Origin of the sequence: Rhodococcus sp. SORGH_AS_0301, from assembly GCF_030818285.1 — a bacterium.
Lineage (GTDB): Bacteria > Actinomycetota > Actinomycetes > Mycobacteriales > Mycobacteriaceae > Rhodococcoides.
On record NZ_JAUTAC010000002.1, the window covers coordinates 771,094 to 792,500 of the forward strand.

A 21,407-nucleotide genomic window follows, 5' to 3' on the forward strand; every position below is an offset into this window, starting at 1 on the left:
ACTGTGGCGCCAGGGTCGTCGGTGAACCCGGCTTCTCCCGAGTCGGCATAGTGGCCGGGCCGGCCGACGTGACGAGGACACTCACCACCGGGACGGTGGCGCACGCCCGCGTGCCTGCCTCCAGTGCCAACCTCGGTCCCGGGTTCGACACACTGGGGCTCGCCCTGGGTCTGTTCGACGACGTCGTCGTCACCGTGGCGGAGTCCGGGCTCGACATCGAGGTCGACGGTGAGGGTGCGCGCGAGGTTCCGTGGGGTCCGTCGCATCTCGTCGTGCGAGCGATCGAGCGTGGTCTCGAGTCGGTCGGCGTATGGGCGGACGGTCTGAAAGTACGGTGTCACAACAGGATTCCTCATTCTCGCGGCCTCGGCTCGTCGGCGTCGGCAGTGGTCGGTGGGCTCGCCGCGGCCAACTGCCTCGCGGCGTCGCTGGATCCGGCTCTCGCGCTGTCGCCCGAGCAGATGGTGCAGCTGGCCGCTGAGTTCGAGGGTCATCCGGACAACGCGTCGGCCAGCGTGCTCGGCGGCGCCGTGGTGTCCTGGAGCCGCGAGTCCGGCCCGCCGGAGGGGCCGCGGGCCTATGCGGCCGCCCGTCTCGACGTGCACCCGGACATCGGTGCGACGGTGCTCATCCCGACCGAACGGTCGTCCACGGCGCACACGCGCGGACTGTTGCCCGACCTCGTTCCGCACCGCGACGCTGCGTTCAACGCGAGCCGATCCGCGCTCGCGGTCGTGGCCCTGACGACGCGACCCGATCTGTTGATGGTGTCCACCGAGGATCGCCTGCACCAGCCCTACCGGGCCTCCGCCCTGCCGGTGACGTCGCGATGGGTCGAGACCCTGCGCGCACACGGGCACGCCGCGACGGTCTCGGGCGCCGGACCCACCGTGCTCGTGCTCGGAACGGCGAGCATCGCGCGCGAGTTGGCCGACCGCGCCGGGGACGACGGGATGACGGTGCTGGAGCTGGACATCGCGGACGGCGTCACGACGCGCTGACGCGGACATTCTTGCCCGTACCTCGCATCACGGCTATTGTGGTACGCGTCCGTACATCGTGCGCAGTCAGCGCGCCGATTTCTCCAGGGCATTACTTCCCGGCCTCGAGCTCCAGCGGTGCCGCCGTCGTCGATCGGCGCGCCACGGCCGCCAGGGAAGTCGCATCCTGGAACAGCCTTCGCTCTTCTGCACGACGCGAACGTACGCGGCATCCGAGTTCGACACGAGAGTCGAACGGCGGAACGAACCCTCGATCTGCGCACCAGGCGCGCGAGGGAAGGAAAGGACCTCCGTGACCGATACGGAATCTATCGCTGCTCCGGCGACCCAGTCCGACACGCGCCCGCGCACGTCGCGCCGCGGTGCCGGACTCTCCGGGATGGTGCTCACCGAGCTGCGCGGACTCGCGTCCGAACTCGGCATCAAGGGTGTCTCCGGGATGCGTAAGGGCGACCTCGTGTCCGCGATCGAGGCCAAGCAGGTGCCCGCGTCCGCGGCTGCCACCGAGGCACCGTCGCGCGCACCCCGCGTGAGCCGGTCCGCGCCCGCCGCCACGTCGGACGCACCGTCCGCCGGTGTGTCCGACGCCGTGGCCCCCCGGGAATCCGGAGCCGACGGTGCGAGCGCAGGCGCCTCCAGCTCCGACGCCGGTACTCCCAGCGCCGACACCTCGGGTTCCGACGGTGCAGCGTCCGACGGCGCGAACCCCGACGGCCCGCGTCGCACGCGGAACCGTCGCGGAGCGACCCGCCGTGCCGGCGCCGCGGAGTCGACCGACACCGCCGCCGAGTCGCAGAACGACGCTGCGCCGACGCAGGACGGCCGCGCGCACCAGTCCACCGACGCGGCAGCGTCCACCACGACGGCTCCGGCCGAGACCACCCGCACCGACGGTGGCGACGACCGCGACCAGGGCGAGGGTGATCGTCAGAACGGGGACCGGCCGCGCCGCGAGCGCCAGGGCCGCAACCAGGGCGATCGCAATCAGGGCGACCGCAACGATCGCAACCAGGGCGATCGCAATCAGGGCGACCGGAACGATCGCAACCAGGGCGACCGGAACGATCGCAACCAGGGCGACCGAAACGATCGCAACCAGGGCGACCGCAACCAGGGCGACCGGAACGATCGCAACCAGGGCGACCGAAACGATCGCAACCAGGGCGACCGCAACCAGGGTGACCGCAACAACGGGCCTCGTGACAACGGTCCCCGCGACGACGAGGACGGCGAGGGCCGCGGCAGGCGGGGACGTCGTTTCCGCGAGCGTCGCCGTGGGCGCGATCGTGACGGTGCTCCCGAGGGCGGCGGCAACCAGCGTGATCGTGAGCGCGAGCCCGAACTGCGCGACGACGACGTCGTGCAGCCCGTCGCCGGCATCCTCGACGTGCTCGACAACTACGCGTTCGTCCGGACCTCGGGTTACCTCGCGGGACCGAACGACGTGTACGTCTCCATGAACATGGTGCGCCGCAACGGCCTCCGTCGCGGTGACGCACTGACCGGTGCCGTGCGAGTGGCCCGCGAGGGGGAGCAGAACAACTCCCGGCAGAAGTTCAACCCGCTGGTCCGTCTCGACACGGTCAACGGTGCGCCGCCGGACGGCAACCGCAAGCGGCCGGAGTTCAACAAGCTCACGCCGCTGTACCCGAATCAGCGGCTGCGCCTCGAGACCACGCAGAACATCCTGACGACGCGCGTGATCGATCTGGTCATGCCGATCGGCAAGGGGCAGCGTGCGCTCATCGTGAGCCCGCCCAAGGCGGGTAAGACCAGCGTGTTGCAGGCGATCGCGAACGCCATCGCGACGAACAACCCCGAGTGCTACCTGATGGTCGTGCTCGTGGACGAGCGTCCCGAAGAAGTGACCGACATGCAGCGCAGCGTGAAGGGTGAGGTCATCGCCTCCACCTTCGATCGCCCGCCGGGCGACCACACCTCGGTCGCCGAGCTGGCGATCGAGCGCGCCAAGCGTCTGGTCGAGGACGGCCGCGACGTGGTGGTGCTGCTCGACTCGATCACGCGTCTGGGCCGTGCGTACAACAACAGCTCGCCGGCCTCGGGTCGCATCCTGTCCGGTGGTGTCGACTCCACGGCGCTCTACCCGCCCAAGCGCTTCCTCGGTGCCGCGCGCAACATCGAGAACGGTGGATCGCTCACCATCATCGCCACGGCGATGGTGGAGACCGGCTCGACAGGTGACACGGTGATCTTCGAGGAGTTCAAGGGCACGGGCAACGCCGAGCTCAAGCTCGATCGCAAGATCGCGGAGCGGCGCGTGTTCCCGGCGGTGGACGTCAATCCGTCGGGCACCCGCAAGGACGAGCTCCTGCTCAGTCCCGACGAGGCGGCCGTGCTGCACAAGCTGCGTCGGGTGCTCTCCGGGCTCGACTCGCACCAGGCGATCGATCTGCTGATCGACCGACTGAAGAAGAGCAAGAACAACATCGAGTTCCTCATGTCGGTCTCCAAGACGGCGCCCGGTTCGCCGGAGGACTGACCCCCGAGGATCGACGGAACAAACGTCCCGGCACCGATGTTGAGACGATTACCAGCGCGGACAGCTGCTCTGGCATACTGATCGGCCGAGTCCGGTTCCGGTTCACGCTCTCGACAGTCGAGGCGACCCGGCGACCATGAAAGGGACACCATGAAGGCAGGAATCCACCCCGATTACACAGCGACGACAGTCGTGTGTGGTTGCGGACATACTTTCGAGACCCGCAGCACCAACTCGGCGGAGCGCATCAACGTCGAGGTCTGCTCGCAGTGCCACCCGTTCTACACGGGCAAGCAGAAGATCCTCGACACCGGCGGCCGCGTGGCTCGCTTCGAGGCTCGCTACGGCAAGCGCGCAGGCAAGAAGGCCGACGCCGACAGCTAGCTCTTCCGCCGACGCCCGTTCCGAGATTCGTCTCGGGGCGGGCGTCGGTCGTTTCTGCACCATTGTTCGTTGACATTCTTCGGTTCGACAGGGAGAACACCGTGGCCGCCTCCGCGACACCGTCCGCGATCGACGACATCCTCGCCGAGCACGCCGGACTCGAGCGCGACCTGTCCGATCCCTCGCTGCACGACGATCCGGCGGCGGCTCGCCGCGCCGGGAAGCGGTTCGCGCAGCTGGCCCCGATCATGAGTGTGTACTCCAAGCTCAGTGCCGCCCGCGACGATCTCGAGGCGGCCCGCGAGCTCGCTGCCGACGACGCCGGCTTCGCCGCGGAGATCCCGGCGCTCGAGGCGACCGTGGCCGAGCTCGACACCACCCTCACCGACCTGCTCGCGCCCCGTGATCCTCACGACGCCGACGACGTCGTGCTGGAGGTCAAGTCGGGTGAGGGCGGCGAGGAGTCCGCCCTGTTCGCGTCCGATCTCGCTCGGATGTACGTCCGGTACGCCGAGCGCCACGGCTGGCGGGTCGAGATCCTCGACGCGAACGTCTCCGATCTGGGTGGGTACAAGGACGCGACGCTGTCCATCAAGGCGCGCACCGACACCGCCGACGGTGTGTGGTCGCGGTTCAAGTTCGAGGGCGGCGTGCATCGGGTGCAGCGTGTTCCCGTCACCGAATCGCAGGGACGAGTGCACACGTCGGCGGCCGGCGTCCTGATCTACCCGGAGCAGGACGAGGTCGAAGCCGTCCAGATCGACGAGACCGATCTGCGCATCGACGTCTACCGCTCGTCCGGCAAGGGTGGCCAGGGCGTCAACACCACGGACTCCGCGGTGCGCATCACGCATCTGCCCACGGGCATCGTCGTCACCTGTCAGAACGAACGCTCCCAGCTGCAGAACAAGGCGAGGGCGATGCAGGTGCTCGCCTCGCGGCTGCAGGCGGCGGCCGAGGAAGCGGCCGACAAGGAGGCGGCGGCCGGGCGTGCGAGCCAGGTGCGGACCGTCGACCGGTCCGAGCGCATCCGCACGTACAACTTCCCTGAGAACCGCATCACCGACCACCGCATCGGCTTCAAGTCGCACAACCTGGACGCCGTTCTCGACGGTGACATGGACGCGCTCCTCGACGCGCTCGCCGCGGCCGACCGACAGGCGCGGCTCCAGGCGGAATGACCTCCGCGTGATCGCCGGGCCGACCGGCAGTGCGAAGCTGTGTCGGTGAGTCGCGTCCCGCTACGTCTGGCCATCGTCGAGGCAACCCGCGTCCTGACCGAGGCCGGCGTCCCCAGCCCGCGGGTCGACGCCGAGTTGCTCGCCGCGCATCTGCTGTCGGTTCCCCGCGGGCGGCTCGGCCTGACCCCGTTGGTGGAGCCCGAGGTAGCCGAGGCCTACCGTGCGACCGTCGCGCAGCGTGCGAAGCGAATTCCGTTGCAGCACATCATCGGAACGTCGTCACTGGGGGAGATCGACGTCGAGGTGGGCCCCGGGGTGTTCGTCCCCCGCCCGGAGACGGAACTGTTGCTCGCCTGGGCACTCGCGTTCCTCGAGTCCGCCGGGCGGCATCCGCCCGTCGTCCTCGACCTGTGCACCGGAAGCGGCGCACTAGCCCTCGCGATCGCCCACGCGCGCCCGGACGCCGTGGTGCACGCGGTGGAGAAGGATCCGCACGCGTTGGCGTGGGCGCGGCGCAACGCCGACCTGCGGGCGTCGGACGGCGACACTCCCGTGCATCTGCATCACGGTGACGTGACCGAGAGGACGGTGCTCACGGAGCTCGACGGCACCGTCGACCTGGTCGTGGCGAACCCGCCCTACGTGCCGACGAGTGCGCGGCTCGATCCCGAGGTGATCGACCACGATCCGCACGTCGCGCTGTTCGGTGGCCCGGACGGGCTGTCCGTCATCGAGCCGATGATCGCGAACATCGCGCGGTGGTTGCGGATCGACGGGGGAGTGGGCATCGAGCACGACGACTCCCACGGAGACCGGGTGGTCGCCCTCCTGGAGGGGCGAGCGGTGTTCGGAGACGTGTCCCAGCATCGGGATCTCGCGGACCGCCCACGCTTCGTCGTCGCTCGTCGGCAGCGCCGGATCACCTAGGACGCGAGATCGCGCCACCGCTGCGCAGGCGTGCCGTGCACGCAGTGGCAAGATGGGCCGGGTGTCCACCGTCTACGACTGCTCCGATTCCGCCTCTCGCGCGGCAGGTCTCGATGCCGCCAAGCGTGCGCTGTCGTCCGGCCGACTGGTCGTGATGCCCACCGACACCGTGTACGGGCTGGCCGCGGACGCCTTCGACAGCAGCGCCGTCACGGATCTGCTCCGCGCGAAGGGGCGCGGCCGCGACATGCCGGTGCCGGTGCTCGTCGGGTCCTGGCACACGATCGACGGCCTCGTGCTGGGAGTGCGGCAGGCGGCGCGCGATCTCATCCGCGCGTTCTGGCCCGGAGCGCTGAGTCTCGTCGTGCACCAGGCGCCGTCGCTCGCGTGGGACCTCGGCGACGCCCGCGGCACCGTCATGCTCCGCATGCCGCTGCATCCGGTGGCTCTCGAACTGCTGCGCGAGGTGGGCCCCCTGGCCGTCTCGAGTGCGAACATCTCCGGCCGCCCGCCCGCCGTCACGGCGGAGGACGCCCGCGTACAGCTCGGCGGGTCCGCGGCCGTGTATCTCGACGGCGGTCCGGCCGAGCATGCGCTCGCGTCGACGATCGTCGACCTGACGGGGGACACCCCGCGCATTCTCCGCGTCGGCGCGGTCTCGACGAGCGAGATCGCCGAGGTCCTCGGCGTGACCGCCGAGTCGCTCGTCGCCGGAAGCGCCTGACGAATGCCGCACTCGGCTCCGCCGCGGGAGTCACCGTGGTGACGGCCGTGCCCGCGCACGCGAGTGCGCTCCTGGCGCAGTCGGACGGAGGCGCCGGTGTCCCCATCCGCGAGCTTCTTCTCGTCATGCTCACGGCAGCGGTGGTGACGTTCCTGGTCACCGGAGCCGTCCGGCTCGGCGCTCTGCGTTTCGGCGCGGTGGCCGTACCGCGTGAGCGCGACGTCCACGTCACCCCGACGCCCCGGCTCGGGGGTATCGGCATCTACCTGGGGCTGCTCGTCGCGCTGCTCTTCGCGCAGAAGTTGCCGGCCCTCACCCGAGGGTTCGAATTCACCACGGACGTCCAGGCGGCCCTGGTCTCCGGGTTCATCATCATGGCCGTGGGTGTGGTCGACGACCGGTGGGGCCTGGACGCGCTGACCAAGTTCGCCGGTCAGGTCACCGCGGCCGGTGTCCTGGTGCTGATGGGCGTCAGCTGGTACCTGCTGTATCTGCCGTGGGGCGAGGGGTCGACGCTGATCCTGGACCAGCTGCAGGCGGGTCTCGTCACCGTGCTCATCGCCGTGGTCATGATCAACGCGATGAACTTCATCGACGGTCTCGACGGCCTCGCCGCGGGCGTCGGCCTGATCGCCGCGGTGGCCATCTGTCTGTTCTCCGTCGGACTGCTCCACGAGCAGGGCGGTGACGTCAGCGCCTACCCGCCCGCGATGATCGCCGCGGCCCTCGCCGGTGCGTGCCTGGGGTTCCTGCCGCACAACTTCCAGCCGGCGCGCATCTTCATGGGCGACTCGGGTTCCATGGTCATCGGCCTCATGCTCGCCACCGTCGCGACCAGTGCATCCGGACGTATCGGGCTCAGTGCCTACGGCACGCGGGACCTCCTGGGTCTGCTGACCCCGTTGCTGCTGGTGGGCGCGATCATGTTCATCCCGATCCTCGACCTGCTGCTCGCGATCGTGCGTCGCACGCGTGCAGGCCGCAGCCCCTTCAGCCCGGACAAGATGCACCTGCATCACCGTCTGCTCCAGATCGGTCACTCGCATCGCCGCGTGGTGCTGCTCATCTACTTGTGGGTCGGTGTGCTCGCGTTCGGGGCGGTCGGCGCGTCCCTGTTCGATCGCCGCCTCGTGGTGCTGCTGCTCGCCGGCGGACTCGTCTTCGCCCTGGTGGTCACCGCGGTGCCGTCGTTCCGGGATCCGGGCCGCCGGTAACCTGCGTGTCGTGACCTTCTCGCCCGCACCGATCCCGTCCTCCACCGCACCGCTCCGCGCCGCCGTCCGGTACGGCGTCATCGCCCTGCTCGGCCTCGCCGTGGTCGCCGCGATCATCGCGGTGCTCGTCGCCGGCCTCGAGGGTCTGTGGGGCGCGCTGCTCGGGTCCGCGGTCGGTGGTCTGTTCATCCTCGCCACCGCCGCATCCGTCCTGTTCTCGGCCAAGTTGCCGCCGACCGCGGTCGGGGCCGTCCTGCTGGGCGGGTGGATCGTGAAGATGCTGATCGCGGTGATCGTGCTGGGACTGCTGCGGGGGATGGACTTCTACAACCGCCCGACACTGGGCATCGTGGTGCTCGCATCCCTGGTCATCGTCCTGGGCGCCGAGATGTACGGCATCTTCCGGCAGCGTGTTCCGTACGTCGATTCTCCCGCGGGCGACCCCGACTCGGACGTTCAGTAGTACGACATTTTGTAGTAGTGTCGTCCGCGGAGCGACCCCCGACACAACTCAGCGTGTTGTGTTGATAAAGTTCCTTTCGAGCGAGGGCTTACCGGGCGTAACGGACACATCGCGCCGCCCGGAACCGTCTTTGCAGGTGATCGACGTCACCGAAGCTGTTTCTCGTAGTCCACGCCATGTGAGAGTGTGTACCGCGACGAAGCGTCCGTTTCGAGACGTCGCGTCACCGAGTCGACGAAGTCGCCGACACCCGACAGACGCGGGACCGTGAGCACGGTCCGACGCGGCTGACGACTACTCGAGCCGACCCGAGTCGACTTGTAGATCGTCCTAGCTCGATCGTGCCCGAATGCCATATGTCCGATCGAACCGCGGGTGTCCTTCGCCTGCGGCCGAACACGGGAGAGACCGCTGAGCGTCACCAACTTGGCCGCGGAGTTCCATCCGCCGTCACTGTCCGACTTTTTCCCACCGGCCATCCTGTTCGAGGGCACCCCGTTCGAGCTCGACCGGCTGATGCTGGTCCGCATCATCATGACGGTCGTTCTTCTCGCGTTCTTCAGCCTCGCGATGCGCAGCCCGAAGATCGTGCCCCGCGGTATCCAGAACGTCGGTGAGCTCGCACTGGGCTTCGTCAAGGATCAGATCGCAGACGAGGTTCTCGGCAAGGAGCAGGGCAAGCGCTTCCTGCCCGTCATCGCGACCATCTTCTTCGCGGTGCTGTTCCTCAACTTCTCGGGTGTCATCCCCTTCATCAACATCTCGTCGAATGCCCGAGTGGGCATGCCGATCGTGTTGGCAGCCCTCGCGTACGTCGTCTTCAACTACGTCGGTATCAAGAAGTACGGGTTCTTCAAGTACGTGAAGAGCAGCATCGTCGTTCCGAACGTGCCGATCGCGCTGCACCTGCTGCTGATCCCCATCGAGTTCATCTCGACGTTCATCCTGCGGCCCTTCACGCTGACCGTGCGACTCATGGCCAATATGCTCGCCGGCCACATCATGCTGGTGCTGTTCTTCAGCGCGACGCAGTTCTTCTTCTTCGAGGCGGCGACCGGCATGAAGGTGTTCGGCCTGTTCTCGCTCGTCGCGGGATTCGGCTTCACGCTGTTCGAGCTGCTGGTCATCTTCCTGCAGGCCTACGTGTTCGCGCTGCTGACGGCGGTCTACATCGACCTCGCCCTGCACGCCGACTCGCACTGACCCACCCACCGACTCTCCAGCCACCAGACAGACCTGACCCGCTGCCGACCGGTCGTGGGCAACAGAAAGGGAACACATCACAATGAGCCTCACCTACCTCGCGCAGGAAGCACAGGAAGTCACCGGCGCAGGCTACGGAGCCATCGGCTACGGCCTCGCGGCCATCGGCCCCGGCATCGGCGTGGGCATCGTGGTCGGTAAGGCCATCGAGGGCATCGCGCGTCAGCCCGAGCTCGCCGGCCAGATCCGCACCAACATGTTCCTCGGTATCGCATTCACCGAGGCCCTCGCGCTGATCGGCCTCGTCGCCGGCTTCATTTTCTGATCGCCATGTCGACATTCGCAGTCCTCGCAGCAGCGGAGGGGGAAGAGGACATCAATCCTCTCCTCCCCGCGACCTACGACATCGTCTGGTCTGCGGTCTGCATCGCCGTCATCGGGTTCTTCTTCTGGAAGTTCGTGCTCCCGCGATTCCAGACGGTGCTCTCCGAGCGGTCCGAGAAGATCGAAGGCGGGATCAAGCGCGCCGAAGAGGCACAGGCCGAAGCCAAGGAGGCGCTCGAGCAGTACCGCGCCCAGTTGGCCGACGCACGCCAGGAAGCCGCCAAGATCCGTGAAGACGCACGCACCCAGGGTCAGCAGATCCTCGCGGAGATGAAGACCAGTGCACAGGCGGAGAGCGACCGCATCGTGGCCTCCGGTCACCAGCAGCTCGCGGCTCAGCGTCAGCAGATCGTCACTGAACTGCGTGCCGATCTGGGCCGTACGGCTGTCGAGCTGGCCGAGAAGGTCATCGGCGAGCAGCTGTCCGACGACGTCAAGCGTGCCGGCACGATCGATCGTTTCCTCGACGAACTCGATTCTGTCGGCGCAGATTCCGCTAGCGGGAAGTGAGCACCATGTACGCAGCGAGTCGTGAAGCCCTCGCCGAGGCCCGCACCGTCCTGACGGCCGAGCTCGATGCGGCGTCGGATGCGACGTCGGCTGCCGCCGGCGCCGGATCCGACCTCTTCGGGGTCGTGTCGGTGCTCGACGGACAGCGTCCACTGCGCGCCGCACTCGCGGACGCGTCGGCTGCTCCGGACGCGCGACGCGCGCTCGCGGGCCGCCTGTTCGACGGCAAGATCGGTGCAGCGGCCACCGCCGCACTGCAGGCCGCCGTCGCACAGAACTGGTCGTCGGCCCGTGACCTCACCGACTCGCTCGTACTCCTGGGCCGTGAGGCACTTCTGCGCGCGGCGCAGGACCAGGATCAGTTGGGCACCGTGGAGGACGAGCTGTTCCGTCTCGGCCGCATCATCGCCGGCGATCCTGCCCTCGAGCAGGCGCTGTCCGATCGAAGCAAGCCCGCCGAGGCGTCGGGATCGCTCCTGTCGACGTTGCTCTACGGCAAGGTCACCGCGATCACCGAGGCCCTGGCGATCCAGGCCGTCGGCCGACTGAAGGGTGCTGCACCGGCATCCGTGTTCGGCGAACTGTCCGCACTCGCGGCCACTCGTCGTGACAAGGAGGTCGCTCACGTCCGCAGCAGCACCGAGCTGAGCGACGATCAGATCTCTCGGCTCACGTCCAGGCTGGAAGGTATCTACGGCAAGTCCGTGACCGTCCACGTGGAGGTGGACCGGGAACTGCTGAGCGGACTGGTGGTCCGTGTCGGCGACGAGGTCATCGACGGCAGTGGTGCGGGTCGTCTCGCCTCCCTGAGGAAGTCGCTCCGGTGAGCGGTACGCATCGCAGCACCCGAGTTCTGTAGCAAGCCCAGTTCGGTAACAAGCCCCACCCCGCGTTTCGGACGTCGACCGCACAGCCGGTCCGGCCACGAAACACCAGACAGTGAGAGCAGGAAAACATGGCGGAGTTGACGATCTCCTCCGACGAGATCCGTAGCGCGATCGAGAGCTACACAGCGAACTACGCACCGGAGTCCTCTCGTGAAGAGGTCGGTCTGGTGTCCGACACGAGCGATGGAATCGCTCACGTGACGGGCCTCCCGTCCGCGATGTCGAACGAGCTGCTGGAGTTCCCCGGCGGCATCCTCGGCGTGGCACTGAACCTCGACGACCGTGAGATCGGTGCCGTCATCCTCGGTGACTACGAGCACATCGAGGAAGGCCAGGAAGTCAAGCGCACCGGCGAGGTCCTCTCGGTCCCCGTCGGCGACAACTTCCTCGGACGCGTCATCGACCCGCTGGGCAAGCCCATCGACGGTCTCGGTGACATCGAGTCGAACGAACAGCGTGTCCTGGAGCTCCAGGCGGCATCGGTGCTCGAGCGCCAGCCCGTCGAGGAGCCCCTCGCGACCGGCATCACCGCCATCGATGCCCTGACGGCCATCGGCCGCGGCCAGCGTCAGCTGATCATCGGCGACCGCAAGACGGGCAAGACCGCCGTCTGCGTCGACGCCATCATCAACCAGAAGGCCAACTGGGAGACCGGCGACGCCGACAAGCAGGTGCGCTGCATCTACGTCGCCATCGGCCAGAAGGGTTCGACCATCGCGGGCGTCAAGTCCGCTCTGGACGAGCACGGCGCCATGGAGTACACGACCATCGTCGCCGCTCCCGCGTCCGACTCGGCCGGCTTCAAGTGGCTCGCCCCGTACACCGGTTCGGCCCTCGGCCAGCACTGGATGTACCAGGGCAAGCACGTCCTCATCGTGTTCGACGACCTGACCAAGCAGGCCGAGGCATACCGCACCATCTCGCTGCTGCTGCGTCGCCCGCCGGGCCGCGAGGCGTACCCCGGTGACGTCTTCTACCTGCACTCCCGTCTGCTCGAGCGGTGCGCGAAGCTGTCCGACGAGCTCGGTGGCGGTTCGATGACGGGTCTGCCGCTGATCGAGACCAAGGCCAACGACATCTCGGCCTTCATCCCGACCAACGTCATCTCCATCACCGACGGCCAGGTCTTCCTCGAGTCGGACCTCTTCAACAAGGGTGTCCGTCCCGCCATCAACGTCGGTACCTCGGTGTCCCGAGTCGGTGGCGCGGCGCAGACCAAGGGTCTGAAGAAGGTTGCCGGTTCGCTCCGTCTGGAGATGGCTCAGTTCCGCGAGCTGGAGGCGTTCTCCGCCTTCGCGTCCGACCTCGACGCCGCGTCCAAGGCGCAGCTCGAGCGCGGTGCCCGCTGGGTCGAGCTGCTCAAGCAGGACCAGTACACCCCGGTGTCCGTCGAGGACCAGATCGTCTCGATCTACCTCGTCGACGCCGGCTACTACGACACGGTCCCGGTCGAGGACGTTCGTCGCTTCAACCGCGAGCTCCTCGAGGATCTGCACCGCAACGCGTCGAGCGCCTACGAGGCGATCGCCGGCGGCAAGGTTCTCAAGGACGAGGCCGCCGACGCGATCACGAAGGCGACCGACGAGTTCAAGCAGGGCTTCCTGACGTCCTCGGGCGAGCGGATCGTCAACGAGGCAGAGGCCGACGCGCTCGACAAGGGCGACGTCGACCAGGAGAAGGTCACCGTCACTCGCAAGACTGTCAGCAAGTGATGAGCGGACCCGTGGCACGTCGAACAGGGAGTGAGGTGACAGATGCCCAGCATTCGTGAGCTGCGCTCCCGGATCAGGTCGACCAACTCGATCAAGAAGATCACCAAGGCGCAAGAACTGATCGCGACCTCGCGCATCACCAAGGCGCAGGCCCGCGTCGAGGCGTCGAAGCCGTACGCCACCGAGATCACCAAGGTGCTCTCGGCGTTGGCCAGTGCCTCGGGTTCGCTGGACCATCCGCTGCTCACCGAGCGTGCGGAGCCCAAGCGGGCCGCCGTGCTCGTCGTGACCAGCGACTCGGGTCAGTGTGGTGGCTACAACTCCAACATCCTTCGTGAGGCCGAGGAGCTCCAGCAGCTCCTCAAGTCCGAGGGCAAGGAGCCGGTCATCTACGTTCTGGGCCGAAAGGGCCTGACGTACTACACGTTCCGTGATCGCGACGTCAAGGGCGCGTGGACGGGCTTCTCGCAGCAGCCGGCGTACACCGATGCCGCGAAGGCCGCCAAGCACCTCGTCCAGCTGTTCATGGCGGGGTCCGGCGAGGAGATCGAGGCACCGAACGGCGAGGGCACGGTCGAGGGTGTGGACGAACTCCACATCGTCTACACCACCTTCGTGTCGATGCTGTCGCTCAAGCCGACGGTGCGCCGCATGGCTCCTCTGGAGATCGACTACGACGACGAGGAGATCGAGCTGGGTGCAGACATGCTCAGCGACTCGCCGTCGTCGAAGGAGGTCACCGCGCAGTACGACTTCGAGCCGGAGGCGGACACGCTGTTGTCCGCGCTGCTCCCGAAGTACGTGAGCACCCGCATCTACGCCGCACTGCTCGACGCGGCGGCATCCGAGTCGGCCGCTCGTCGCACCGCGATGAAGGCCGCCACGGACAATGCCAACGATCTGGTCAATGCCCTGTCACGCCAGGCCAACCAGGCACGCCAGGCTCAGATCACCCAGGAAATCAGCGAGATCGTCGGCGGCGTCGACGCGCTTGCCGCGAGCTCAGGAAGAGACTGAACATGACCGCAGCAGTAACCGATAGCACGGGTTCCGGCGCCAAGTCGTCCGAGAACGGGCGCGTCGTGCGCGTCATCGGTCCCGTCGTCGACATCGAGTTCCCCCGTGGATCCATCCCCGCGCTGTTCAACGCGCTGAACGCAGAGATCGAGCTGAAGGCCGTCGCCAAGACGCTGACGCTCGAGGTCGCACAGCACCTCGGCGACAACCTCGTGCGCACCGTGTCGATGCAGCCCACCGACGGCCTCGTCCGCGGCACCCCCGTCGTCGACTCCGGCAAGCCGATCTCGGTTCCCGTCGGTGACGTCGTCAAGGGCCACGTGTTCAACGCCCTCGGCGACTGCCTGGACAGCCCCGGACTCGGCCGTGACGGCGAGCAGTGGGGCATCCACCGCAAGCCCCCGGCCTTCGATCAGCTCGAGGGCAAGACCGAGATCCTCGAGACCGGCATCAAGGTCATCGACCTCCTGACCCCGTACGTCAAGGGCGGAAAGATCGGTCTGTTCGGCGGCGCAGGCGTCGGCAAGACCGTGCTCATCCAGGAGATGATCACCCGTATCGCACGTGAGTTCTCCGGCACGTCGGTGTTCGCCGGCGTCGGTGAGCGCACGCGTGAGGGCACCGACCTCCACCTCGAGATGGAGGAGATGGGCGTTCTGCAGGACACCGCCCTGGTGTTCGGTCAGATGGACGAGCCGCCGGGCACGCGTATGCGCGTCGCCCTCTCGGCTCTCACCATGGCCGAGTACTTCCGCGACGTGCAGAACCAGGACGTGTTGCTCTTCATCGACAACATCTTCCGGTTCACGCAGGCAGGCTCCGAGGTCTCCACTCTCCTCGGCCGCATGCCGTCCGCCGTGGGCTACCAGCCCACCCTCGCCGACGAGATGGGTGAGCTCCAGGAGCGCATCACCTCGACGCGTGGTCGTTCCATCACGTCTCTGCAGGCGATCTACGTGCCCGCCGACGACTACACCGACCCCGCACCGGCGACGACCTTCGCCCACCTCGATGCCACCACCGAGCTGTCGCGTCCGATCTCGCAGAAGGGCATCTACCCCGCTGTCGATCCGCTGACGTCCACCTCGCGCATCCTGGAGGCGTCGATCGTCGGAGACGAGCACTTCCGCGTCGCCAACGAGGTCAAGCGCATCCTGCAGAAGTACAAGGAGTTGCAGGACATCATCGCCATCCTCGGTATGGACGAGCTGTCCGAGGAGGACAAGGTCACGGTCTCCCGTGCCCGTCGTCTGGAGAAGTTCCTCGGCCAGAACTTCATCGTCGCCGAGAAGTTCACCGGTGAAGAGGGTTCGGTCGTGTCGCTGGCCGACACCATCGAGGCGTTCGACAAGGTCACCAAGGGCGAGTACGACCACCTTCCCGAGCAGGCCTTCAACAGCTGCGGTGGACTCGACGACGTCGAGGCCGCAGCCAAGAAGATCTCCGGAAAGTAGTCCGAGATGGCTGAGATGGACGTCGAACTGGTCGCAGTCGAGGAACGCCTGTGGTCGGGAACTGCCACGCTGGTCAGCGCTCAGACCACCGAGGGCGAGATCGGCATCATGGCCGGACACGAGCCGGTTCTCGGTCAGTTGATCGAGGGCGGCACCGTAGCCATCACGACGGGCGACGGTGAACGGCGCGTCGCCGCCGTGCACGGTGGTTTCCTGTCGGTCACCGGCCGGACCGTCACCATCCTCGCCGAGTCCGCCGAGTTCGCGGAGGACATCGACGTCGAGGCTGCGCGGTCCGTGCTGTCCGAGGGCTCCGACGACGAGGAGGCGCTCGCGATCGCACGCGGGCGTGTCCGCGCGGTCGAGCGGGCCTAGGTACACGAGAAGAAGCCGCGGCGGGTTCCGAAGAGATGACGTCCTGGATGACAGTGCTTGTCGTTCTGGTCGTGCTGCTCGGAGGGCTCGCCGCGGCTTTTCTGTATCGGTTGGTGCTTCTCCGCCGCGGGGGCACTGCCGTGATCCTGCGCAGTCTTCCCGCCGCAGCGGGAAGTGGGTGGCGTCACGGCATCGTCCGTTACGGCGAGAACGTGCTCGTGTTTTACAAGCTGTCGAGTCTGCGTCCGGGTCCGGACCGCCGCATGATCCGCCAGACTCTGATCCAGGGCGAGCGGCGCAGTCCGCAGAGCTCCGAGTTCGACATCATGAGTGACGAGACCGCGATCGTCGAACTCGACGCGGGGGACCGCCGCTACGAGATCGCCATGGAGCGTGGCCCGTTCACTGCATTCACATCGTGGCTCGAGTCGAGGCCGTCCGACCGGTCGCAGCGCAACATGCCGGGCAGCGGCCCGGCCTGACACGTCGCTCGCTCGGGCCCGTGGTCAGTCGCGCGAACGCTCGCCGCCCGGCTTCCACAGGACGTCGCCGTCCGGGTTGGTGACCCGCCCGAGAATGAACAGCAGATCCGACAGTCGGTTGAGATAGGTCGCCGGCAGCGGCCCCGTCGTCTCGGGATGTGCCTCGACAGCGGCCCACGCTGCCCGCTCCGCCCGTCGCGCGACGGTGCGCGCCTGGTGCAGAAACGCGGAAGCAGCCGTCCCGCCCGGAAGGACGAAGGAGGTCAGCGGCGCGAGAGTGTCGTTGAACTCGTCGCACCACGTCTCGAGCCGCGTGACGTACTCCGGCGTGACGCGCAGCGGTGGGTACTTCGGGTTCTCCTGGATCGGAGTCGACAGGTCGGCTCCGGCATCGAACAGATCGTTCTGGATCCGGCGCAACACCGTCGCCACGCCCTCGGGCGGTGATCCGACCGCCAACACCAGTCCGAGAGCAGCGTTCAGTTCGTCGCACTCCGCGTAGGCCACGACCCTCGGGTCGTTCTTCGAGACGCGGGAGAAGTCGCTGAGACCCGTCGTCCCGTCGTCGCCGGTACGGGTGTAGATCGAGGTCAGGTGAACCGCCATGGATCAACCCTACTGGCAGTCGGCCGATGCTCTGATCGACGACCGATGCCTCTACTGTTGACGGCGTGAGTGAACGTTTCCTGGTCACCGGCGGTAGTCGTCTCTCCGGCGACGTGTCGGTCGGTGGGGCGAAGAACAGCGTGCTGAAGTTGATGGCCGCGGCGCTGCTCGCCGAGGGCACGACAACCCTCACCAACTGCCCCGACATTCTCGATGTCCCCCTCATGGCCGACGTTCTCCGTGGGCTGGGGTGCGACGTCGAACTCGAGGGGGATGCCGTGCGCATCACCACCCCCGCAGAGCCGAAGTATCACGCCGACTTCGCGGCGGTACGCCAGTTCCGTGCGTCGGTGTGCGTCCTGGGACCGCTGGTCGCGCGGTGTCGCAAGGCCGTGGTGGCACTGCCCGGCGGCGACGCCATCGGCTCGCGTCCGCTCGACATGCACCAGTCGGGTCTCCGCCTGCTCGGCGCGCACAGCGAGATCGAGCACGGGTGTGTGGTCGCGACAGCGGAGAAGCTGCACGGCGCGACGATCCGGCTGGCCTTCCCGTCCGTGGGCGCGACCGAGAACATCCTGATGGCGGCGGTGCTGGCCGACGGCGAGACCGTGATCGACAACGCTGCCCGCGAGCCGGACATCGCCGATCTGTGCGCGATGCTGAACAAGATGGGTGCTCGCGTCGAGGGTGCCGGAACTCCGACGCTGACCATCATCGGTGTCCCCAGCCTGAAGCCCACCGAACACCGCGTCATCGGTGATCGCATCGTGGCCGCGACGTGGGGCATCGCCGCGGCGATGACCTGTGGCGATGTCACGGTGTCGGGGGTCAATCCCAAACACCTCACCCTCGTGCTCAACAAGCTGAAGGCGGCCGGCAGCACCGTCACCCTGCGCCCGGACGGATTCCGCGTCGTGCAGGAGGAACGACCGGTGGCCGTCAACTTCGCCACGCTCCCGTTCCCCGGGTTCCCGACGGACCTGCAGCCCATGGCGATCGGCCTCGCCTCGGTGGCCAACGGCACGTCGATGATCACCGAGAACGTCTTCGAGGCCCGCTTCCGCTTCGTCGAGGAGATGATCCGGCTCGGTGCCGACGCGCGAACGGACGGCCACCACGCGGTGGTCCGCGGAGTGTCGCGGCTGTCGAGTGCACCGGTCTGGTCCTCGGACATCCGCGCCGGCGCTGGTCTCGTGCTTGCCGGCCTCGTGGCCGACGGCACCACCGAGGTGCACGACGTCTATCACATCGACCGCGGTTACCCGCGGTTCGTCGAGCAGCTGCAGGATCTCGGCGGAGACATCGAACGCGTGCAGTGACGCTCGCGTCGCTGCACGTCAGTCGCCGTGGCGTCGGAGTTCGTCGACCAGAACGGTGAGTGCCGTTCGGAGCTCCGTGTCGGTCAGTCGGCCGTAGCCGATCACCAACCCGCCCACGTCGATGTGCGATCGAGTGGACAGCGCGACGGTCGGTACCTCGATTCCGCGGTGTGCTGCGCCGCGGGCGACCGCCTCCGCTCGTCTCGGCGACAGGACGAGTGTCGTGTGCATACCCGCGCCCAGGCCACGGAGTTCACCGAACGGCGACAGCGAATCCCGTACTGCCGCATCGCGATCGCGGTAGCGCCGCCGCGCCGCTCGCACCGTGCGATCCCACTCGCCGTCGTCGAGCAGTGACGTCATCGCCGAGCACAGGGGTGTCGACGGGAAGTCGCCCGTGGCCAGGCGGTGGTCGAGCACCGGCCGGACGAGGTACGACGGCAGCACCATCCACCCGAGTCGCACGCCTGCGCCCAGGGTCTTGGCGATGGTGCCGAGGTAGACGACGCGATCCGGATCAAGGTGCGCCAAGGCGGGGAGCGGCGCGACGTCGTAGCGGTACTCGGAGTCGTAGTCGTCCTCCACGACGACGGTGTCGGTGATCTGCGCATGGGCGATGAGAGCGGCACGACGTCCCACGTCGAGGGTTCCGCCGGTGGGGTACTGGTGAGACGGTGTCACGTACACGGCGCGTGTGGTCTCGGGCGTGGACGCGAGCGTGTCGACCCTCATGCCGCCGGCGTCCACGGGGACGTCGTACAGGTCCCAGCCCATCGCCATCGCCGCCGACGCCGCAGTCCGATATCCCGGATCCTCCATCGCCAGAACAGGTCTCGGTTCCGGACGGTCCGCGCGCATCGCCGCGAGTGCCAGAGTCAGCCCATGGGTGGCACCCGTCGTCACGACCACGCGATCGGAATCGACGCTCATTCCGCGCGCGCGGCCGAGCAGCGAACACACGCTGCGGCGGAGATGGACGGGCCCCGCCGGATCGGGGTAACCGGGGGGAGCGGGCTCCGTGCCGGCGATGCGCCACGCCCGCCGCCATGCCGCGGTCGCCGAGGGCGGTGTCCAGGGGATGCCCGGTCGAAGCGCGAGCGTGGGGGGAGCGCTGTCCGCCTCTGCGCGTGGACGCGCGTCGGATACGGCGGCGGTGGTCGGTGTGACGGACCGCAGGTCGGGGGAGACGAACGTGCCGGATCCGGCGCGGCCCTCGATCCACCCCTCTGCGGCGAGCTGGTCGAAGGCCTGATCGGCGACGCCGCGGGAGACCGACAGCTCTGCGGCCAGCGATCGGGTCGACGGGAGACGATCGCCGGCGACCAGAAGTCCGTCGACGATGGCGGTGCGTAGTGCGTCGGCGATCTGCAACGGGAGTGGACGCGTCGAGGATCGGTCCACGGAGAGTGGTAACGCGTGTGAGGCCATGACGTCGATGCCTTCCCGCTGGTCGAAGTGGTCCAGCCGAACAGTATCGAAGTGGACCGTGACGGCGGACCACTTCGTTCAGCACACTGATTCGCATGACGATGCACGATGCCCATGGCCGGCGGCCCGACACCTCGTCGACGGCGACAGCTCTCTCCCCGACACCCCGAACGACGTTGCGACGCAACCGAGCTCGCGCCCAGGCGGATCGCGCTGCTCTGACGGACGTGCTCGACGCCGCACAGCTCTGTCACCTCGGAGTGGTGGTGCAGGGAAGTCCCCTCGTCGTTCCGACTGCGTTCGCCTACGACTTGGACGGTCCCGATGCCGAAGGGACGTTGTACCTCCACGGCTCGGTGGCCGCGACGACCCTGGGCGCTCCCGGTGACGTCTGCGTGAGCATCACGGTGCTGGACGGTCTGGTGCTGGCGCGCTCCGCGTTCCATCACTCGATGAACTACCGGAGTGCCGTGGTGCGGGGGACACCCCGTGTCGTGGACGACGAGGGCGAGCGCGCCGTCGCACTCGATCTCATCGTGAACAAGCTGGTCCCCGGCCGGACCGATGTGGTCAGGGCCAACACTCGCAAGGAGCTGGCCGCGACTCGCGTGGTGGCACTGCCGCTGTACGAGGCGTCGGTGAAGGCACGGTCGGGCGGACCGAACGACGACGAGGGGGACATCGTCGCAGGGGGAGTGTGGGCCGGCGTCCTCCCGTTGAGGACGCAGGTCGGCGAACCCGTCCCGGCGCCCGATCTGGACGAGATCGGCGCGGCATCCCCACCGATGTGAGCGGCGTCATAGTCGGACTGTCGCTCCAGGGTGAGCGGGCGCGGGCCCCGACATACGCGTTGACCTGGGCCGACGCCGCGTGGACCGCGGAACACCTGCCGATTTGCATGGAGCGGTCCACAGGCGTAACTTTCTTCGAGTCAGAGCGACACGGACACCGACCGAAGGCCTTACGGGGCTGGGCGAACGAGGTGGGACGGAGTCGCATGGCCGATCGGACAGAAAAGGTTCGTCTGCACGTCGTGTAGGCTGAGCGTACAGTCCAACTTCCTGATCCACGTGGTGCCTGGAGTTTGACTCGGGTGTTGCGGTGTGGTTAGGCTGGAACGGTTGCCCCGGATCCTCCTGCTTCGTGTGGGTGGTGATGGTGTGTGCGTGTTCTTTGAGAACTCAACAGTGTGTCGATGAATGTCAGTGCCAATATTTTGTTGTGGTTTGCTGGTTCTTCTCCTTCTTCCCGTCGGGGAGGGACCGGTTCTTTTTTGTCAGCAATGGAGTTATTGCTGGCGTGAGTTTTATTGCTGGATTTGGCTCTCTAGTTTTCATTGGCTTCCTGGTTTCTAGCCGGGGGTTGATAAGAGTCTTCAACGGAGAGTTTGATCCTGGCTCAGGACGAACGCTGGCGGCGTGCTTAACACATGCAAGTCGAACGGTAAGGCCCTTCGGGGTACACGAGTGGCGAACGGGTGAGTAACACGTGGGTGATCTGCCCTGCACTTCGGGATAAGCCCGGGAAACTGGGTCTAATACCGGATAGTACTGCGCGGTGCATGCCGTGTGGTGGAAAGATTTATCGGTGCAGGATGGGCCCGCGGCCTATCAGCTTGTTGGTGGGGTAATGGCCT

General features: G+C 67.4%; 21 protein-coding genes and 1 rRNA gene (1 of these 22 running past the window's edge). 20 read left to right on the forward strand and 2 right to left on the reverse strand.

The features are described from left to right. The first annotated feature begins 68 nt into the window (after positions 1 to 68). The 17 genes from thrB (at position 69) to QE397_RS04310 (ending at position 16,418) form a co-directional block, all read left to right on the forward strand. Complete coding sequence (gene thrB, locus QE397_RS04230) at positions 69 to 1,001, forward strand: homoserine kinase (RefSeq protein WP_307091952.1); 933 nt, start codon at positions 69 to 71, stop codon at positions 999 to 1,001. 292 nt (positions 1,002 to 1,293) lie between these two features. Next, positions 1,294 to 3,501 (forward strand): transcription termination factor Rho, encoded by a 2,208-nt coding sequence (rho, locus tag QE397_RS04235; RefSeq protein ID WP_307091954.1) that lies wholly within the window; start codon positions 1,294 to 1,296, stop codon positions 3,499 to 3,501. A gap of 150 nt (positions 3,502 to 3,651) precedes the next feature. Next, positions 3,652 to 3,885, forward strand: coding sequence for a 50S ribosomal protein L31 (rpmE, locus tag QE397_RS04240; protein ID WP_027507227.1), 234 nt, complete (start codon positions 3,652 to 3,654; stop codon positions 3,883 to 3,885). A gap of 101 nt (positions 3,886 to 3,986) precedes the next feature. Continuing rightward, entirely contained in the window at positions 3,987 to 5,066 is a 1,080-nt protein-coding gene (gene prfA, locus QE397_RS04245; RefSeq protein ID WP_056448490.1) for a peptide chain release factor 1, read from the forward strand. 45 nt (positions 5,067 to 5,111) lie between these two features. Further along, positions 5,112 to 5,993 carry a peptide chain release factor N(5)-glutamine methyltransferase gene (prmC, locus tag QE397_RS04250; protein ID WP_056448594.1) on the forward strand — a complete coding sequence of 294 codons (882 nt, stop codon included), beginning with the start codon at positions 5,112 to 5,114 and terminating at the stop codon, positions 5,991 to 5,993. Positions 5,994 to 6,054: 61 nt separating this feature from the next. After that, complete coding sequence (locus QE397_RS04255; RefSeq protein WP_027507224.1) at positions 6,055 to 6,717, forward strand: L-threonylcarbamoyladenylate synthase; 663 nt, start codon at positions 6,055 to 6,057, stop codon at positions 6,715 to 6,717. 125 nt (positions 6,718 to 6,842) lie between these two features. Then, positions 6,843 to 7,931, forward strand: a complete 1,089-nt coding sequence (locus QE397_RS04260) for a glycosyltransferase family 4 protein (protein WP_081821490.1) — start codon at positions 6,843 to 6,845, stop codon at positions 7,929 to 7,931. Between the two features lies 1 nt (position 7,932). Further along, positions 7,933 to 8,394, forward strand: a complete 462-nt coding sequence (locus tag QE397_RS04265; RefSeq protein WP_197027871.1) for a hypothetical protein — start codon at positions 7,933 to 7,935, stop codon at positions 8,392 to 8,394. 477 nt (positions 8,395 to 8,871) lie between these two features. Continuing rightward, the gene (gene atpB, locus QE397_RS04270) at positions 8,872 to 9,597 is read left to right on the forward strand and encodes a F0F1 ATP synthase subunit A (protein ID WP_037187440.1); all 726 of its coding nucleotides are present in this window, start codon (positions 8,872 to 8,874) and stop codon (positions 9,595 to 9,597) included. Positions 9,598 to 9,679: 82 nt separating this feature from the next. Further along, positions 9,680 to 9,922, forward strand: coding sequence for an ATP synthase F0 subunit C (locus QE397_RS04275; protein ID WP_027507220.1), 243 nt, complete (start codon positions 9,680 to 9,682; stop codon positions 9,920 to 9,922). Positions 9,923 to 9,927: 5 nt separating this feature from the next. Continuing rightward, positions 9,928 to 10,491 carry a F0F1 ATP synthase subunit B gene (locus QE397_RS04280; RefSeq protein WP_027507219.1) on the forward strand — a complete coding sequence of 188 codons (564 nt, stop codon included), beginning with the start codon at positions 9,928 to 9,930 and terminating at the stop codon, positions 10,489 to 10,491. Continuing rightward, entirely contained in the window at positions 10,488 to 11,318 is an 831-nt protein-coding gene (locus QE397_RS04285) for a F0F1 ATP synthase subunit delta (protein WP_200933823.1), read from the forward strand. Before QE397_RS04280 ends, QE397_RS04285 begins: the two co-directional genes overlap by 4 nt. Positions 11,319 to 11,446: 128 nt before the next feature. Beyond that, positions 11,447 to 13,090, forward strand: coding sequence for a F0F1 ATP synthase subunit alpha (gene atpA / locus QE397_RS04290; protein ID WP_027507217.1), 1,644 nt, complete (start codon positions 11,447 to 11,449; stop codon positions 13,088 to 13,090). A 42-nt stretch (positions 13,091 to 13,132) separates the two neighbouring features. Next, positions 13,133 to 14,107 carry a F0F1 ATP synthase subunit gamma gene (locus QE397_RS04295; protein WP_027507216.1) on the forward strand — a complete coding sequence of 325 codons (975 nt, stop codon included), beginning with the start codon at positions 13,133 to 13,135 and terminating at the stop codon, positions 14,105 to 14,107. Between the two features lie 2 nt (positions 14,108 to 14,109). Then, a complete protein-coding gene (gene atpD, locus QE397_RS04300; RefSeq protein ID WP_027507215.1) occupies positions 14,110 to 15,561 on the forward strand; it encodes a F0F1 ATP synthase subunit beta in 1,452 nt (483 codons plus the stop codon). A 6-nt stretch (positions 15,562 to 15,567) separates the two neighbouring features. Then, the gene (locus QE397_RS04305) at positions 15,568 to 15,936 is read left to right on the forward strand and encodes a F0F1 ATP synthase subunit epsilon (RefSeq protein ID WP_027507214.1); all 369 of its coding nucleotides are present in this window, start codon (positions 15,568 to 15,570) and stop codon (positions 15,934 to 15,936) included. 47 nt (positions 15,937 to 15,983) lie between these two features. Next, complete coding sequence (locus tag QE397_RS04310) at positions 15,984 to 16,418, forward strand: DUF2550 domain-containing protein (RefSeq protein ID WP_231476479.1); 435 nt, start codon at positions 15,984 to 15,986, stop codon at positions 16,416 to 16,418. Positions 16,419 to 16,442: 24 nt separating this feature from the next. Here the strand turns inward: QE397_RS04310 and QE397_RS04315 are convergent, their stop codons facing one another. Continuing rightward, a complete protein-coding gene (locus QE397_RS04315; protein WP_027507212.1) occupies positions 16,443 to 17,024 on the reverse strand; it encodes a cob(I)yrinic acid a,c-diamide adenosyltransferase in 582 nt (193 codons plus the stop codon). Positions 17,025 to 17,089: 65 nt separating this feature from the next. On the opposite strand from QE397_RS04315, the gene murA reads away from it, so the two are divergent. Continuing rightward, positions 17,090 to 18,343, forward strand: a complete 1,254-nt coding sequence (gene murA, locus QE397_RS04320) for a UDP-N-acetylglucosamine 1-carboxyvinyltransferase (RefSeq protein ID WP_027507211.1) — start codon at positions 17,090 to 17,092, stop codon at positions 18,341 to 18,343. A gap of 18 nt (positions 18,344 to 18,361) precedes the next feature. Here the strand turns inward: murA and QE397_RS04325 are convergent, their stop codons facing one another. Next, on the reverse strand, positions 18,362 to 19,771 hold the full coding sequence (locus QE397_RS04325) for a PLP-dependent aminotransferase family protein (RefSeq protein WP_307091966.1): 1,410 nt from the start codon (positions 19,769 to 19,771) through the stop codon (positions 18,362 to 18,364). A 95-nt stretch (positions 19,772 to 19,866) separates the two neighbouring features. On the opposite strand from QE397_RS04325, the gene QE397_RS04330 reads away from it, so the two are divergent. Together QE397_RS04330 and QE397_RS04335 are read left to right on the forward strand one after the other, a co-directional pair. Next, positions 19,867 to 20,562: a pyridoxamine 5'-phosphate oxidase family protein gene (locus tag QE397_RS04330; RefSeq protein WP_307091968.1), complete on the forward strand. Its 696-nt coding sequence runs from the start codon at positions 19,867 to 19,869 to the stop codon at positions 20,560 to 20,562. Between the two features lie 584 nt (positions 20,563 to 21,146). Further along, positions 21,147 to 21,407: ribosomal RNA gene (locus tag QE397_RS04335) — 16S ribosomal RNA — on the forward strand; it runs 1,259 nt beyond the window's last position.

Bases quoted from the DNA above. Each gene is read 5' to 3' on its own strand.
- QE397_RS04295 (WP_027507216.1), top strand. From the start codon at position 13,133: ATGCCCAGCATTCGTGAGCTGCGCTCCCGGATCAGGTCGACCAACTCG.
- atpD (WP_027507215.1), top strand. From the start codon at position 14,110: ATGACCGCAGCAGTAACCGATAGCACGGGTTCCGGCGCCAAGTCGTCC.
- QE397_RS04325 (WP_307091966.1), bottom strand. From the start codon at position 19,771: ATGGCCTCACACGCGTTACCACTCTCCGTGGACCGATCCTCGACGCGT.
- QE397_RS04305 (WP_027507214.1), top strand. From the start codon at position 15,568: ATGGCTGAGATGGACGTCGAACTGGTCGCAGTCGAGGAACGCCTGTGG.
- rpmE (WP_027507227.1), top strand. From the start codon at position 3,652: ATGAAGGCAGGAATCCACCCCGATTACACAGCGACGACAGTCGTGTGT.
- QE397_RS04280 (WP_027507219.1), top strand. From the start codon at position 9,928: ATGTCGACATTCGCAGTCCTCGCAGCAGCGGAGGGGGAAGAGGACATC.
- QE397_RS04275 (WP_027507220.1), top strand. From the start codon at position 9,680: ATGAGCCTCACCTACCTCGCGCAGGAAGCACAGGAAGTCACCGGCGCA.
- atpA (WP_027507217.1), top strand. From the start codon at position 11,447: ATGGCGGAGTTGACGATCTCCTCCGACGAGATCCGTAGCGCGATCGAG.
- QE397_RS04315 (WP_027507212.1), bottom strand. From the start codon at position 17,024: ATGGCGGTTCACCTGACCTCGATCTACACCCGTACCGGCGACGACGGG.
- QE397_RS04310 (WP_231476479.1), top strand. From the start codon at position 15,984: ATGACAGTGCTTGTCGTTCTGGTCGTGCTGCTCGGAGGGCTCGCCGCG.
- QE397_RS04330 (WP_307091968.1), top strand. From the start codon at position 19,867: ATGACGATGCACGATGCCCATGGCCGGCGGCCCGACACCTCGTCGACG.
- QE397_RS04260 (WP_081821490.1), top strand. From the start codon at position 6,843: ATGCTCACGGCAGCGGTGGTGACGTTCCTGGTCACCGGAGCCGTCCGG.